The sequence below is a fragment of the Ruegeria sp. AG6 genome, assembly GCF_056541565.1.
The window spans coordinates 370,670-383,942 of the sequence record NZ_JBQFYQ010000002.1 but is presented as its reverse complement, the minus strand read 5'-3'; the positions used below and the strand labels follow the sequence as shown (position 1 = coordinate 383,942).

9 protein-coding genes are annotated in these 13,273 nt (G+C 58.3%); 3 read left to right on the top strand and 6 right to left on the bottom strand.

Annotated elements, in window-relative coordinates:
- Positions 1 to 104: 104 nt before the first annotated feature.
- Positions 105 to 2,579 (bottom strand): CoA transferase, encoded by a 2,475-nt coding sequence (locus tag ACR0I0_RS08945; RefSeq protein WP_480491050.1) that lies wholly within the window; start codon positions 2,577 to 2,579, stop codon positions 105 to 107.
- A 641-nt stretch (positions 2,580 to 3,220) separates the two neighbouring features.
- Here ACR0I0_RS08945 and ACR0I0_RS08940 point away from each other — a divergent pair.
- On the top strand, positions 3,221 to 4,327 hold the full coding sequence (locus ACR0I0_RS08940; RefSeq protein WP_171724537.1) for a saccharopine dehydrogenase family protein: 1,107 nt from the start codon (positions 3,221 to 3,223) through the stop codon (positions 4,325 to 4,327).
- Between the two features lie 18 nt (positions 4,328 to 4,345).
- Positions 4,346 to 5,842, top strand: a complete 1,497-nt coding sequence (gene amaB, locus ACR0I0_RS08935) for an L-piperidine-6-carboxylate dehydrogenase (RefSeq protein ID WP_480491070.1) — start codon at positions 4,346 to 4,348, stop codon at positions 5,840 to 5,842.
- Between the two features lie 263 nt (positions 5,843 to 6,105).
- Here the strand turns inward: amaB and ACR0I0_RS08930 are convergent, their stop codons facing one another.
- The 4 genes from ACR0I0_RS08930 to ACR0I0_RS08915 all read right to left on the bottom strand — a co-directional run bounded on the left by ACR0I0_RS08930 (position 6,106) and on the right by ACR0I0_RS08915 (position 10,223).
- Positions 6,106 to 6,885 (bottom strand): IclR family transcriptional regulator, encoded by a 780-nt coding sequence (locus tag ACR0I0_RS08930; RefSeq protein ID WP_480488855.1) that lies wholly within the window; start codon positions 6,883 to 6,885, stop codon positions 6,106 to 6,108.
- 11 nt (positions 6,886 to 6,896) lie between these two features.
- The gene (locus ACR0I0_RS08925; protein WP_171636325.1) at positions 6,897 to 8,255 is read right to left on the bottom strand and encodes a TRAP transporter large permease; all 1,359 of its coding nucleotides are present in this window, start codon (positions 8,253 to 8,255) and stop codon (positions 6,897 to 6,899) included.
- Positions 8,255 to 8,920 carry a TRAP transporter small permease gene (locus ACR0I0_RS08920; protein WP_171636326.1) on the bottom strand — a complete coding sequence of 222 codons (666 nt, stop codon included), beginning with the start codon at positions 8,918 to 8,920 and terminating at the stop codon, positions 8,255 to 8,257. Before ACR0I0_RS08920 ends, ACR0I0_RS08925 begins: the two co-directional genes overlap by 1 nt.
- Before the next feature lie 64 nt (positions 8,921 to 8,984).
- Positions 8,985 to 10,223, bottom strand: coding sequence for a TRAP transporter substrate-binding protein (locus ACR0I0_RS08915; protein WP_171636329.1), 1,239 nt, complete (start codon positions 10,221 to 10,223; stop codon positions 8,985 to 8,987).
- Positions 10,224 to 10,332: 109 nt separating this feature from the next.
- On the opposite strand from ACR0I0_RS08915, the gene ACR0I0_RS08910 reads away from it, so the two are divergent.
- On the top strand, positions 10,333 to 11,928 hold the full coding sequence (locus ACR0I0_RS08910; RefSeq protein WP_209835043.1) for a GMC family oxidoreductase: 1,596 nt from the start codon (positions 10,333 to 10,335) through the stop codon (positions 11,926 to 11,928).
- A 92-nt stretch (positions 11,929 to 12,020) separates the two neighbouring features.
- Here the strand turns inward: ACR0I0_RS08910 and ACR0I0_RS08905 are convergent, their stop codons facing one another.
- A complete protein-coding gene (locus ACR0I0_RS08905; RefSeq protein WP_480491048.1) occupies positions 12,021 to 13,262 on the bottom strand; it encodes an acyl-CoA dehydrogenase family protein in 1,242 nt (413 codons plus the stop codon).
- Positions 13,263 to 13,273: the final 11 nt, after the last annotated feature.

The following is a 13,273-nucleotide window of genomic DNA, read 5'->3' as shown; positions in this document are numbered from 1 at the left end:
AAGCTTGTCACGACAGATATTGCCCATCGCCAGGCCCGGGAGCCCGTGCCTGCGGCGGCGGATGGCATATCTTCTTGATTTCCGAACCGTCTGTGGCTGGTCGGCTACTCGGGCAAGTACTTTTCCGACCAGCTTTCGGCGGCAGATCCAGCAGAGATCATCGCGTCGATATCCTCATCTGCATAACCGACGTTTCGCAGAATGCTGCGTGTATCCGCGCCGTATTTCGGCATCGGTCCGGGAATGACGATCCGGGCGCGTTCGGGTCGCACGGCATTTGGGGCAACCAGATCGCACCACCGGCCCATGGGATGCATGTCATGCCGAATGACGTTGAACGTTCCCCGCGTCAGGTCGATATTCCCGGCGCTTTCCGGCTGCAACACGGCGTCGCGCGTGTCATGCAACGATCCAAGAGGCATGACAGTGCTGGCGGAACCGGAAAACGCCTTTTGCCAGTATTCAACAGGTTGCCTTGCAAAATGATCCGCAAGCGCATCCGGCAATTCCTTTTCCGGCATATCGGCCACGCTGGCGAGGTCCGAGACACGGCGCAGGGCTTTGCGTTGTTCGGTGGGTGCAGCAAAGAACATCCACCCGTCCGCCGCGCGGTAACAATGGTAGAATGGTCCCCAGCCCATAGCTGCGCTCCCGGCCGGTTCGTCAAAGGGCGCGCGGCCTTCGAAATCATACATCAATTGCGCCTGAATGAGGTTGCCGGCCGCCGCCAACGCAGCCCGCGCAATCCCGCCTTTGCCGGTTTTCTGCAATCTCAGCAGGGCCGCACCAAGCGCAACACATGCGCAATAGCCGGTCAGAACGTCAATGGTACCGAAATGCGCATGCTCTTCGGGCGTGGCCATGCCACCGCCAAAACGCACCATGACCCCTGTCGCCGCCTGCGCCAGGTCGTCATACCCCAGATGGTCCGATTTGGGTCCGCGCGCAGGACCGCCAAAGGCATCGAGTTGCACCAGTATGAGACGGGGGTTGATCGCCGCCAGCTCTTCCGCGCTCAACCCCAGGGCATCGCGCTGCTCATCCGTGCCGTTTATGGTGATGACATCCGAGGAGTCGATGAGCCGCCGTAACGCCCGCTTCCCGTCATCCGAGCTCAGGTTCAGCAAAACGCTTTGTTTTCCACGATGTGCGTGCAGGCCGAAAACCACGGTGTTCCACGGATCAACTGATGGCTCTGCCGGCTGAACGGAAGTCACCTGAGCGCCAAATCGTGCCAGCGTGGACCCGACCGTCGGACCGGCGATCACGTTGGTCAGGTCCAGCACCTTCAACCCCTCCAGCCAGCCCTGACCGCTTGCGGCTGGTGGTCCGCTGCGCGGCGGTTCCGCAAGGATCGTTGAAACGGGTGCGTCATCGGAATCGGGGCCCGGTTTTTTGACCAGCGCAGCGCCATCATCCGCAAGCCACGCAACATTTCCCATCTGCTGCATCTTCCCATGACGCGGGTCCTCTACCTCCAACACCAGGCCCGAGGCCAAAGCGTGCGGATCGGCCAGCCATTCCTTGCTGAACCGTTGCGCCGTTCCGGGCGCCTTGGCAGACCCGAAAAGGGCTTCCCACTCATGAGAGGGCCTTGTCAGAAAGGCCTTTTTCATTGCGTCGGATACACGCGCGCGATCCCTTGCTCCGACAGGGTAGTTGCGCAGCGACCATTCATCCGGCCAGTCTGCGGTATCGAGATAGGCGTCGAAGTCCGGCAATTGATCGGCAAGGTGTTTGAGGCCAAGCGTCTCCAACACCCGCCGGGGATGTGTTTTCACACTGCCCGCCACCACATAGAACCCACGCCCGTCGGCGCAGGTATAAGTTCGATAGAAAGGGTCCAGGAACTCTTCCAGTTCCGCAAAGCTCAGATCCATTGGCAAGCCTTCGGCTGCGCGCCTGTCAAGTTCCACTTCGCGAGGGGACTTGTAACGTTCGGGATAGTCTTCAATCTGCTCACAGTTATACACCAACCCTTCCAGCAAGGCCGAAGCCAGAGGCACCTCGATGTGGTCGCCTCCGTTCCGGTCACGTGCAGCCAAGGCGAACTGCACGGCCATCGCGCCGAACGAAGCGCCATAGGCGGATGCCAGCGTCAAAGGTGAAAAGGATGGGTTGATGCCCATCAGGCGCCGGTTCAGCCCCATATCCGTGAATTGCCCAGTGCGGGCCGCGATCACGGCTTCCCACGCCGGAAGATCGGCCAGCGCGGGATCGGTTGAGGCAAACCCCGGCAATGACAATGACACGATGCGCGGATTTATTTCGCGCAGAGCTTTCGGACCCAGGCCCAGCCTCTCCATCACGCCGGGCCGGAAGTTCTCGATCACCACGTCAGCCCGCGCCACAAGTTCGCGCGCGACCTGCAAACCCCCTTCGGATTTGAGGTCGATCGTCACGGCTATTTTGCCACGTGACAGCATGTCTGTGGCCGGTTCTTTCAATCGCGGGCCACAGGGCGGGTCGATGCGGATCACCTCTGCCCCCAAATCAGCAAGCATCATGCCAACCAGTGGACCAGCCAGGTATTGGCCAAAATCGAGGACACGAATATGATCGAGTGGCCTTGCAGTCATTCGTTGTGACCCTCCCAGGGTGTTCGGTGAGTTTGTTGCGAATCGGCGTGCAGGCAAGAGGTCACAACGCCCTTCTCGGAACAGGCTGAGTTTTCGGGCTTGGGACATAACGCGATCAATGCAACACCTGCCCTTGTTCAACACGCGACAAGGCGGCCACGGCCGAGCTTCACAGCCTTCTCCGGCGACCGCTGGGCGTACCATGCAGCCGAGCAATGCCAAGAAGTTGTTCGATTTGACCAAACCATGTCGCAAACGAGAAACACCGCTCAAAAATCCGCGTGTGACGCGAACTTGGAAGCGCTTCGAGGCTTGGATGGAAGCGGATCAGTCGGCTTGAAAGATCACCGGACCGTTGCGCCCGGCAGTCAGAAAACAAGTTATTGGAATCGCTCAAGAACGTGACGCTTCCCAAGTGTCAGGCAACACAAGACAAAAGGTCACGGCGCAATCGGGCCAAGGGCCACGTTGGCACGTGGCAGGACCTGTCGCGACACATGGCCGGCAATTGCGCTTCCGATAATTTATCCCTTTTTCCGACAATTTGACAACCATCTACATCAATTCGTCAAATTGGCACCTATGAATTGTCGTGGCCGCGCGTCACGCTTGCGACAGGATGGGAAACAGCGGAGATCTTTATGTCCTGGAATGTGTGCGTTGTCGGCGCTGGAAAGATCGGACAGATGATTGCAACCCTGTTGAAAGGGTCGCCGAATTACTCTGTGACGGTCGCTGATCATGATCTAAAAGCGCTTGGTGATATCTCGAAGATGGGCATTGGAACCAGACAGATCGATGCCAATGACGCGGACGGGCTGGCCCGGGAACTGACCGGTTTCGACGCAGTCATCTCGGCAGCGCCGTTCTTCTTGACCCCTTCCATCGCCACAGCGTCCAAAGCGGCGGGGGCGCATTATTTCGACCTGACCGAAGATGTTGCGGCCACGAATGCGGTACGTGAACTGGCCGGGGACAGCGCAACTGCGTTTATGCCGCAATGCGGTCTGGCGCCAGGTTTTGTCGGCATCGCCGGAGCTTCACTGGCGGCGGAGTTTGACCAGATTGACAGCCTGCACATGCGGGTGGGGGCATTGCCGCTTTATCCGACGAATGCGCTGAAATACAACCTGACCTGGTCCACCGACGGGTTGATCAACGAATATTGCAACCCATGCGATGCCATCGTGAACGGCAAGCTGGTCAAGACCGCGCCGTTGGAGAACTACGAGATTCTGGGCCATGACGGCGTGGAATACGAATGCTTCAATACCTCGGGCGGTCTGGGCACGTTGCCGGAAACGCTGGAAGGCAAGGCGCGGGATGTGTCCTATCGCTCGATCCGCTATCCGGGTCATTGCGATATCCTGAAGCTGCTTTTGAACGATCTGGGACTGGAACGCCGCCGCGACCTGCTGAAAGAGATATTCGAGGCCGCTCTGCCCCGCACCGATCAGGACGTGGTGCTGGTATATTGCACCGCAAAAGGCGTCATTGATGGCGTGCTGCGCGAAAAGTCCCTGATCAACAAATCCTTTGCCCGCACCATCAATGGACAGGTCTGGAGCGCTATTCAGGTCACGACCGCCGCAGGCGTGCTGGGGGTGGTCGATCTGATGCGGATCGGAGCTCTGCCCTCGAAAGGCTTTGTCCGGCAGGAACAGGTCAAGCTGGACGATTTCCTCAACACTGAATTTGGCCAGCTGTATCGCGCTGGCGACGTCACCGAACAGAACAAGGCGGCCTGAGATATGAAAGACATCGTAATGACAGCCCAAACCACGCTTGCAAACCTGGATCTGACCGAGGCCCAACTAAAAGGCGGCACGCTCAGGGTCACGTCGCCGATTGACGGAAGCCTGCTGGCCGAAGTGCACGAGACGCCGATCTCGGACATGGACGCCATCTTTTCCCGAGCCAAGGCTGCGTTCAGGAAATGGCGCGTTGTCCCCGCCCCGCGCCGGGGTGAACTGATCCGCCTGTTGGGTGAAGAGCTGCGCGCCGCCAAGGACGACCTGGGTGCACTGGTCAGTTGGGAAGCGGGCAAGATCACCTCGGAAGGTCTGGGCGAAGTGCAGGAGATGATCGACATCTGTGACTTTGCCGTCGGCCTGTCGCGTCAGCTTTATGGCCTGACCATCGCGTCCGAACGTCCGGGCCACCGGATGATGGAAACCTGGCATCCTGCTGGCCCGGTTGGTGTGATTTCCGCGTTCAATTTCCCGGTTGCGGTTTGGTCGTGGAATGCTGCTCTGGCCATCGTATGCGGTGATCCGGTGATCTGGAAACCGTCCGAAAAAACCCCGCTGACGGCGCTGGCCTGTCAAAAGATTTTCGAACGCGCCCTGGCCCGATTTGGCGATGCGCCGGACGGTCTTCTGCAAACGCTTATCGGTGGCGCCGATCTGGGAAAAACACTGGTGGCCAGTGAAGATGTTCCGGTGATCTCGGCCACGGGATCGACCCGCATGGGCCGCGCTGTCGCCCCCATCGTCGCACAGCGCTTTGGCAAGTGCATTCTGGAACTAGGTGGCAACAACGCAATGATCATCGGCCCTTCGGCTGATTTGGAGATGGCCGTGCGCGCGATTGTCTTTTCGGCAGTTGGCACCGCCGGTCAACGCTGCACCACGTTGCGTCGCCTGATCGTGCACAACTCGATCCGCGAAGAACTGGTGAGCCGTCTGAAAAAAGCCTATTCGGGTCTGCCCATTGGCAATCCTCTGACAGACGGCACGTTGGTTGGGCCGCTTGTGGATGAAGCGGCGGGCGCGGCGATGACCGCCGCTTTGAAAGCGGCCGAAGCGGAAGGCGGTTCGGTGTTCGGCGGCAACCGCGTTACCGAAGGTGTTCCGGCAGGCGTATACATGGAACCTGCGATCGTCGAAATGCCGGGTCAGACCGCGACCGTAAAAACCGAAACCTTTGCGCCGATCCTCTACGTCATGGGCTATGACGATTTCGACGACGCGGTAGAGCTTCAGAATGACGTACCACAAGGCCTTTCATCCTGCGTGTTTACCCTGAACATGCGCGAGGCCGAGCAGTTTCTGTCTGCGGCCGGATCCGATTGCGGAATTGCCAACGTCAATATCGGGCCCTCAGGGGCAGAGATCGGTGGCGCCTTTGGCGGAGAGAAGGAAACCGGCGGCGGGCGCGAAAGCGGTTCGGACGCGTGGAAATCCTATATGCGCCGTCAGACCAACACCGTGAATTACTCGGCCGAACTTCCACTGGCCCAGGGCGTCAAATTCGACATCTGAGTATCGCTGGATAGTCGTCGGGCAAAAACTTAAAAGGCCAGCAAAAAACACCACCCGGGACGCCCAGTCCCGGGTGTTTTGTTCTGCATGTTGAGGCGGTCTTTTGGCCAGGGGTTCCGATGCCGGCGCGACGACGGCCATTCCGGTGCTGATGGATTGTCTTGTGTTTCGGCAAGAGGCCTTCCGAGGCTTTGCGGCATCCTCGATACAACTGCTACGAACGGCCGTCGGCCTGATTATTGCCGGTTATCCCGTTGCGCCATTTACTCGCCCAACAGCTGCGACAGTTTTTCCGCCCCCCGGCGCAAGGTGTCGAGAAATGACTTCAGACTGCCGACATCATGCCGTTGCGTCGGGGCATGAACTGAAAGCGTGGCAACCAGCCTGCCCTGCGCGTCCTGCACTGGCACGGCGATCGCCACCATGCCCGCCATGAATTCTTCGTCGTCTGTGGAAAATCCCCGCTCGGCTGTGATCTTGATTTCACTCAGCAGGGCCTTCGGCTCTGTCAATGAACGGGCGGTCTGCTCCTTCAGCTTTCCGGCTGACAGAAACCCGTTTAGAGTCTTGGGGCGCAAGGTGGAAAGGTACATCTTGCCACTGGCCGTGCAGTGGAACGGCACCTGGGTTCCGATCGGCAATTGAATTCGCAACGGCCATTTGGTTTCTACCCGGTCAAGATAGATCATGCCTTCGCGATCCGGGATGGCCAGATTGCATGTTTCGCCCACTTCGTCGGCCACGCCGCGCAGGATGGCGAGACGCGCGGTCCGCAGATGCTCGGCGGACATGGTATTCACGGACAACAGCCGCAGTCTTCTGCCCGGACCATAGGACCGTCCGTCAAGATCGCGTTGCAGGAACCCTTCTGCCTCTGCCGTTTGCAGCAAACGATGGATTGTGGGTTTGGCCAATCCCAATGCATCGATCAGATCCGAAGGTTTGACCGCAACGCCGCGCCGTGCCACCTCTTCAAGGATCAGCAACAGGCGCAGGTTGGTGGGAATCTGAGTTTCTCTGTTTTTAGTATCAGTCTCGGCCATCCTTCAACATTCTAGTTATTTGGCAGAAGGATCAAGGCCAGTTCGGGCACCAGCGACACCAATATCCAGACCGATAGCAGGGCCACCAAATAAGGCACCGTATAGCGCAGCAACCGGAAGTACGGCACGCCCGTCACGCCTGAAGCGACATACAGGTTAAGCCCGTATGGTGGTGTGATAAACCCGATGGATGCACCGACCAGGAAGATGACTGAGAAATGAATTGGATCAATTCCAACCGAGGCTGCGATTGGCGCAAGGATCGGGGCCAGGATGATGGTGACCGGAAGGCTTTCCAGCACCATGCCTGAAAAGAAGACGATCACCATCGATGTGAACAGAACCGCATGGTACCCCCCCATGGAGGTCACGAAGTTTCCGATTGTTTCCTGTGCGCCAAGTAGGGACAGGATCTGCTGCATCACAACCGAAATTGCGATCAACGGGGCCAGGATACCCGTAATCTGGGCAGACCTGATAACGATTGAGGGGATCTCAGGGATCGTGAACCCCTCGACCACGAACATTTCAGCGAAGCTCTTTTCGGTTGGCGGTATATCGTTCCGGGCCCCCATGATGCGGTTGATCGGGTAGCTGACCAGCCCCGCAATGACACAAAAGCCCACGGTCACGCCAGCGGCCTCTGTCGGAGAGAACTTGCCGGTATATATGCCCCAAAGCACAAGCCCGATGGCGAAAAAGCCGAGCCAGGCCCCGAAGGCGGTTTTCAGCACCCGGTTCAATTGCAGTGGGATCAGATAGCCCCACCCGTTCATGCGGCAGATGATCCAGCACGCCAGCTGCATCCCGATGACCATCAGCGCACCGGGCAGAATACCGGCCACGAACAATTCGGAAATCGGCAGGTTCATCAGAAAGCCATAGACGATGAAGATGATCGAAGGGGGGATGATGATACCGACAGTACCGCCCGCAGCAGCGGTCGCGGCGCTGAACCGTTCGTCATAGCCGCCCTTTACCATCTCGGGGTGCAGCATCGACCCGATGGTCGCCGTCGTGGCCGAGTTCGACCCCGAAATCGCCGCAAACAGCCCGCAGGCCCCCAGCGACGCCATTGCAAGTCCGCCGCGTATCCAGCCTAGGCAGGCATAGGCAAAATCACTGAGCCGTCGCGCGATGCCGGATTTGTTGATCAGGTCGCCGGTCAGGATGAACAACGGCATCGCCAACAGGGCGAAGCCCTTGTTAAAGACGTTCAGAAGTTCGGCCCCCATATTGTCCAGCGTCAGACCAAGGACAAAGGAACATCCAATGACCCAGTAACCGATGACCAGCAGCACCGGCACGCCCAGCATGAACAGAAAGGTGACCCCCAGCGAGATCAGTGTAACAAGTGTTCCGTCTGTCATCAGTCTGCCCCGATCACGGCCTGCTTGATCAGCGGCTCGCCTGTTTTCCAGTTGTGCAAATCATCGGCGAGGTTCTGAAACACGCGACCGACCATCAAGAAGAATGACAATGGTGCAGCCAGCAGGAACCACCACTGCATGATATTGTCCGTGCCCAGTACGATCTGAAAGTTCGAGGCCGAAAGCGCCACCAGTCGCGAGGTGGTCACGATGACGATCACCGCGAAGATGAACCACAGCACCGCGTCAAGAAACAGGCAGGCCAATTGCCCGCCGCGGGGCATGGCGGTGCGGAATTCACTGAAACTCAGATGCGTGCGCAAGCGTACGTTGTAGGACGCACCAAACCAGGCCATCACCATGAAAAGAAGCGGAGGAATGGTTGTGGACCAGGGTTCCTGATCATTGAAGACAAACCGGTCGATCACGCCCCAGAAGATGATCAGTGCGATGGCAAGATAAGAATACACCATGACCGACCGTTCCAGATGACGTTCGATCAACGGCACCATGCGATAGATCAGCATGACCAGCAAACCCCCGATCGCGGCAACGATCGCACCAACGATCCAAGCCGCGTCGGATTCCAGAGCAAGTTGAATCTCGAAAGAATCCTGGCTGAGAAAAGCGCTGAATATTGCGCCAATGTCTGCCCAAAGTGACATGAAGCCCGTCCTCCCAGTGGGTATTGATTGAACCGGCCCGTTCGGGCCGGTTCTGGCAGTCTAATCAGGCCTCGCCCTTCCACCAGCGGCGCGGCTCGACATTTTCCGGCAGCGTGTCCGCTGGGATCTCGCGCGCGATGTCGTAGATCTCCTGGTAAGTATCGATGCCACCGGCCCATTTGTTCAGCCGCTCGCGCCACTGCGCCCACGGCTCGGGGTTGTAGTTCGGAGCACACATTTCTTCGGCCAGCTTGATCTGGTCCTCCGGCAGGAAGGCCGGGCGCACGCCGTTTTCCGCAAAAATGGTTTGCGGCAATTGCGGATCCGAGAATCCGACCGTGTTCAGCAGTGCCGCCTCATTCGCGCCTTGGATCAGGGCCTGGGTGAAATAGGACGATTCCATCACGGCATCCTGCAATTCACCGCCCAGGCCATCGAATACTTTGGCAGACATCGAAGTGTGTTCGGTACCGCAGAAGAACTTCAGGTTCACCGATTGCGAAACCACAGGCGCCATGTTCGCATATGCCACCGCCGAGGCCCAGGTTTCCGCACCATCGATCAGACCGGTCTTGAGCGCATCCAGCGTTTCTTCCCATGCCACCGGAACAGGGTTCAGGTTCAGCAGTTGCATCGCGATCCGACCCAGCTGCGTACCGGTCACGCGGTTCTTGGTGCCGAACAGCTCTTCCAGCTTGGTGACGGTCGGCTTGTCGGCAAAGGTCGAGCCCATTTGCAGACCGCGCAGTTCACAATGGGTGAACAGGAATTTCAGCCCGTGACGCTTTTCAAGCGGGTCGCGCAAGATGCGCTGGCTGGCGGGGCTGTAGAAGAAATGATACTGCGCCGCCCGGCTGGGGAACATGTAGGCATAGTCCAGGACGTTCAGATAAGGCGCACCGCCGGCCGAATTCTGGGTCGAAGCTGCGTAGATATCGACGATTCCCTGCTGGGTTTTTTCAACACAGCTGAGTTGTCCGCAGATCTGGTTGTCGCCGATGAACTCGATCCGAATCTCGCCATCGGTGCGTTCTTCGAGGTCGCGTGCAAATTCGATGGCGCCGGCGCGCTCGATCAGCAAGTTGCGGGTGTTGAAGCCCGACGCACCAAATTTCAACGTGTACTTCGGTTCTTTCGAAAAGCGTTTTTCATACGTGGATTCCGCCGCCTGCGCCAGATTGGCCAGGCTCATCGCACCACCAAACCCTCCTGCTGCAAGCAGCGTCGAGCTCATGCCATAGCGCCCCGCTACCCGGAAGAAATCCCGCCGCGAAATACCACTCAGTTTCCGACCAATCTCCATTGCTTACCTCCCTGTTCGCAATTATTGAGACGTTTTGTATCAAAAAAGGCTAGTATATTTCTAGCATCTTGCATAGAGTTTTTTTCAACGACGTTGGAAGGAGGCGGTCATGGAAGTGGATTATGCGGTAGTTGGCGCGGGGTCTTCGGGCTGTGTCATCGCCAATCGGCTCAGCGCCGATCCCAACACGACCGTCGCGCTGTTAGAGGCCGGCGGCCGCGACACCAACCCCTGGATCCACATCCCGGTTGGCTATTTCAAAACCATGCACAACCCTTCGGTGGACTGGTGTTACAGGACCGAGCCCGATCCGGGCCTGAACGGGCGCTCGATCGACTGGCCACGCGGCAAAGTGCTGGGCGGCTCATCCTCTCTGAACGGTCTGCTCTATGTGCGCGGCCAAAAGGAAGATTATGACCGCTGGCGCCAGATGGGGAATGTCGGCTGGGGCTGGGACGACGTGCTGCCGCTGTTCATACGCAGCGAAGATCAAGAACGCGGCGAAGACCCGTATCACGGTGTCGGTGGGCCGCTGTCGGTGTCGAACATGCGCATTCAGCGACCGATCTGCGACGCTTGGGTCGCGGCAGCGCAAGCCGCCGGATACCCGTTCAATCCGGATTACAACGGCGCAGATCAGGAAGGCGTAGGGTATTTTCAGCTGACCACCCGCAATGGGCGCAGGTGCAGCTCGGCTGTGGCGTATCTGAAACCCATTCGAAACCGACAAAACCTGAACATCATCACCAACGCATTGGTGACACGCATAACGCTGGATGGGAAACAGGCGACCGGACTTGTCTATCGGGATCGCGCAGGCAATGAGAAAACCTTGAACGTTCGGCGCGAAATCATCCTGTCCGGCGGTGCAATCAACTCTCCTCAAATTCTGATGCTGTCGGGTATCGGCGACCCGGACCACCTGAAGAAAAACGGCATCGATCCGGTCCATGCCTTGCCCAATGTCGGCAAAAGACTACAGGATCACTTGCAGGCCCGTCTCGTTTTCAAATGCAATGAGCCCACATTGAATGACGAGGTGCGCAGCCTGATCAATCAGGCCCGTATTGCGCTCAAATACGCTTTGTTCCGCGCCGGTCCGATGACCATGGCGGCCAGCCTTGCGACCGGATTCATGAAAACGCGCCCGGACGTAGAAACACCCGACATTCAATTCCATGTACAGCCGTGGTCCGCCGACAGCCCCGGCGAAGGCGTACACCCGTTTTCCGCCTTTACCATGTCCGTGTGCCAGCTGCGGCCGGAAAGCAGGGGTGAACTGCATCTGAACGGCCCGGACCCATCACAGCATGTAAAGATCATTCCGAACTATCTGTCGACGGAAACGGATTGCCGAACCATCGTTGACGGCGTGAACATCGCCCGCAGAATCGCACAGCACAATCCGCTGGCATCGAAGATTTCCGAAGAGTTCCGCCCGACATCCCAACTCTCGACCGACGATTACGAGGGCACGCTGGACTGGGTCAGATCGAATTCCGTTTCGATCTATCACCCAACGGGGACCTGCGCGATGGGTACGAACGAAACCGCAGTCGTAGACCCCGCGCTAAAGGTGCACGGCATCGGAAACCTCCGGGTCGCGGATTGTTCGATCATGCCGGAAATCGTCAGCGGCAACACAAACGCCCCCGCGATCATGATCGGAGAAAAGGCGAGCGATTTGCTTGCCGTCGGAACATAGCGCGGCAGGCCGCGTATCCGAAAGCCAGGAAAACTGGGCAACTCGGCTTGCGTATCTTAGGGATATTCCGGTGATGCCATCCCTTCCCAGACCTAGCGCAGAGGCGGTGTCAGCCACTGCGCCGACATCCCATAGTTGGAATTCTTCAACTCCTGTTTGGCAATGGCCTGAAGATGCACCTCATCCGGTCCATCCGCATAGCGCAACGCCCTAGCCCAAGTGTAACTGTCGGCCAATGGCGTGTCGGGTGTCATGCCCATTGCGCCAAAGACCTGCATTGCACGATCCGTAACCTTTGCATGTACCTGGGGCGCCACGACCTTGATCAGGGATATTTCGCGGAAGGCCTTTTTCGCCCCCACCTGATCTATTTTCCAGGCCGCCTTCAGGGTCAACAGCCGCGCCTGTTCAATCTCCAACCGGGATTTGGCGATCCATTCACGGATCACGCCTTGTTCCGAGAGTTGCTTGCCAAAGGTCTTCCGTTCCTGAGCACGTTCCACCATCAGGTTCAGTGCCATTTCCGCCGCCCCGATCGAGCGCATGCAATGATGAATTCGCCCGGGCCCAAGCCGCGCCTGAGCCAGTGCAAAACCGCTGCCATCTTCGCCCAGCAGATTGCCGACCGGGACGCGCACGTCCTTGAACACCAGTTCAGCATGGCCTTCGGGATCGTGCATGTTCAGGATCGTCGGATTGCGCACGATCTCCAAACCGGGCGTATTCTTTGGAACGATGATCATGCTTTGCTGTTTATGGCGATCGGCGTTCGGGTCGGTTTTGCCCATGACGATGAAAAGTCTGGTGTTGGGGTGGCACGCATTGGTGATGAACCACTTGCGGCCATTGATGACGTATTTATCATCCTCGCGCCGGATGGATGTCGTTATGTTGGTCGCGTCCGAACTGGCCACGTCGGGTTCGGTCATGGCAAAGGCCGAACGGATCTTGCCGTTCAACAGCGGCACCAACCAGTCTTCGCGCTGCTCGGGTGTGGCGAACATGTGCAGCAATTCCATGTTCCCGGTATCCGGCGCGTTGCAGTTGAAGACTTCCGAAGACCAGCTCACCTGGCCCATCAGCTCGGCCAGGGGCGCGTAATCAAGATTGCTGAGCCGCGTTCCGGGCTCATCATCCCGCAAGGAGGGCAGGAACATGTTCCAAAGCCCTTCGGCGCGGGCCAGCGACTTGAGGTCTTCCATGAACGAAACGGGGAAATTGCCGGCTTCTATTTCCTCTTTGTGGTCGCGAATGCGCGGATAGATATGCGCCTGCATGAAGGCTTTCAGCCGGTCATGCATTTCCGTGGCGCGTGGCGATGGAGCAAAATCCATTGTGGTCCTCT

Excerpts from the sequence above, each read along its gene's own strand:
- ACR0I0_RS08945 (WP_480491050.1), bottom strand. The coding sequence starts at position 2,579 with ATGACTGCAAGGCCACTCGATCATATTCGTGTCCTCGATTTTGGCCAA.
- ACR0I0_RS08930 (WP_480488855.1), bottom strand. The coding sequence starts at position 6,885 with ATGGCCGAGACTGATACTAAAAACAGAGAAACTCAGATTCCCACCAAC.
- amaB (WP_480491070.1), top strand. The coding sequence starts at position 4,346 with ATGACAGCCCAAACCACGCTTGCAAACCTGGATCTGACCGAGGCCCAA.
- ACR0I0_RS08920 (WP_171636326.1), bottom strand. The coding sequence starts at position 8,920 with ATGTCACTTTGGGCAGACATTGGCGCAATATTCAGCGCTTTTCTCAGC.
- ACR0I0_RS08915 (WP_171636329.1), bottom strand. The coding sequence starts at position 10,223 with ATGGAGATTGGTCGGAAACTGAGTGGTATTTCGCGGCGGGATTTCTTC.
- ACR0I0_RS08910 (WP_209835043.1), top strand. The coding sequence starts at position 10,333 with ATGGAAGTGGATTATGCGGTAGTTGGCGCGGGGTCTTCGGGCTGTGTC.
- ACR0I0_RS08905 (WP_480491048.1), bottom strand. The coding sequence starts at position 13,262 with ATGGATTTTGCTCCATCGCCACGCGCCACGGAAATGCATGACCGGCTG.
- ACR0I0_RS08940 (WP_171724537.1), top strand. The coding sequence starts at position 3,221 with ATGTCCTGGAATGTGTGCGTTGTCGGCGCTGGAAAGATCGGACAGATG.
- ACR0I0_RS08925 (WP_171636325.1), bottom strand. The coding sequence starts at position 8,255 with ATGACAGACGGAACACTTGTTACACTGATCTCGCTGGGGGTCACCTTT.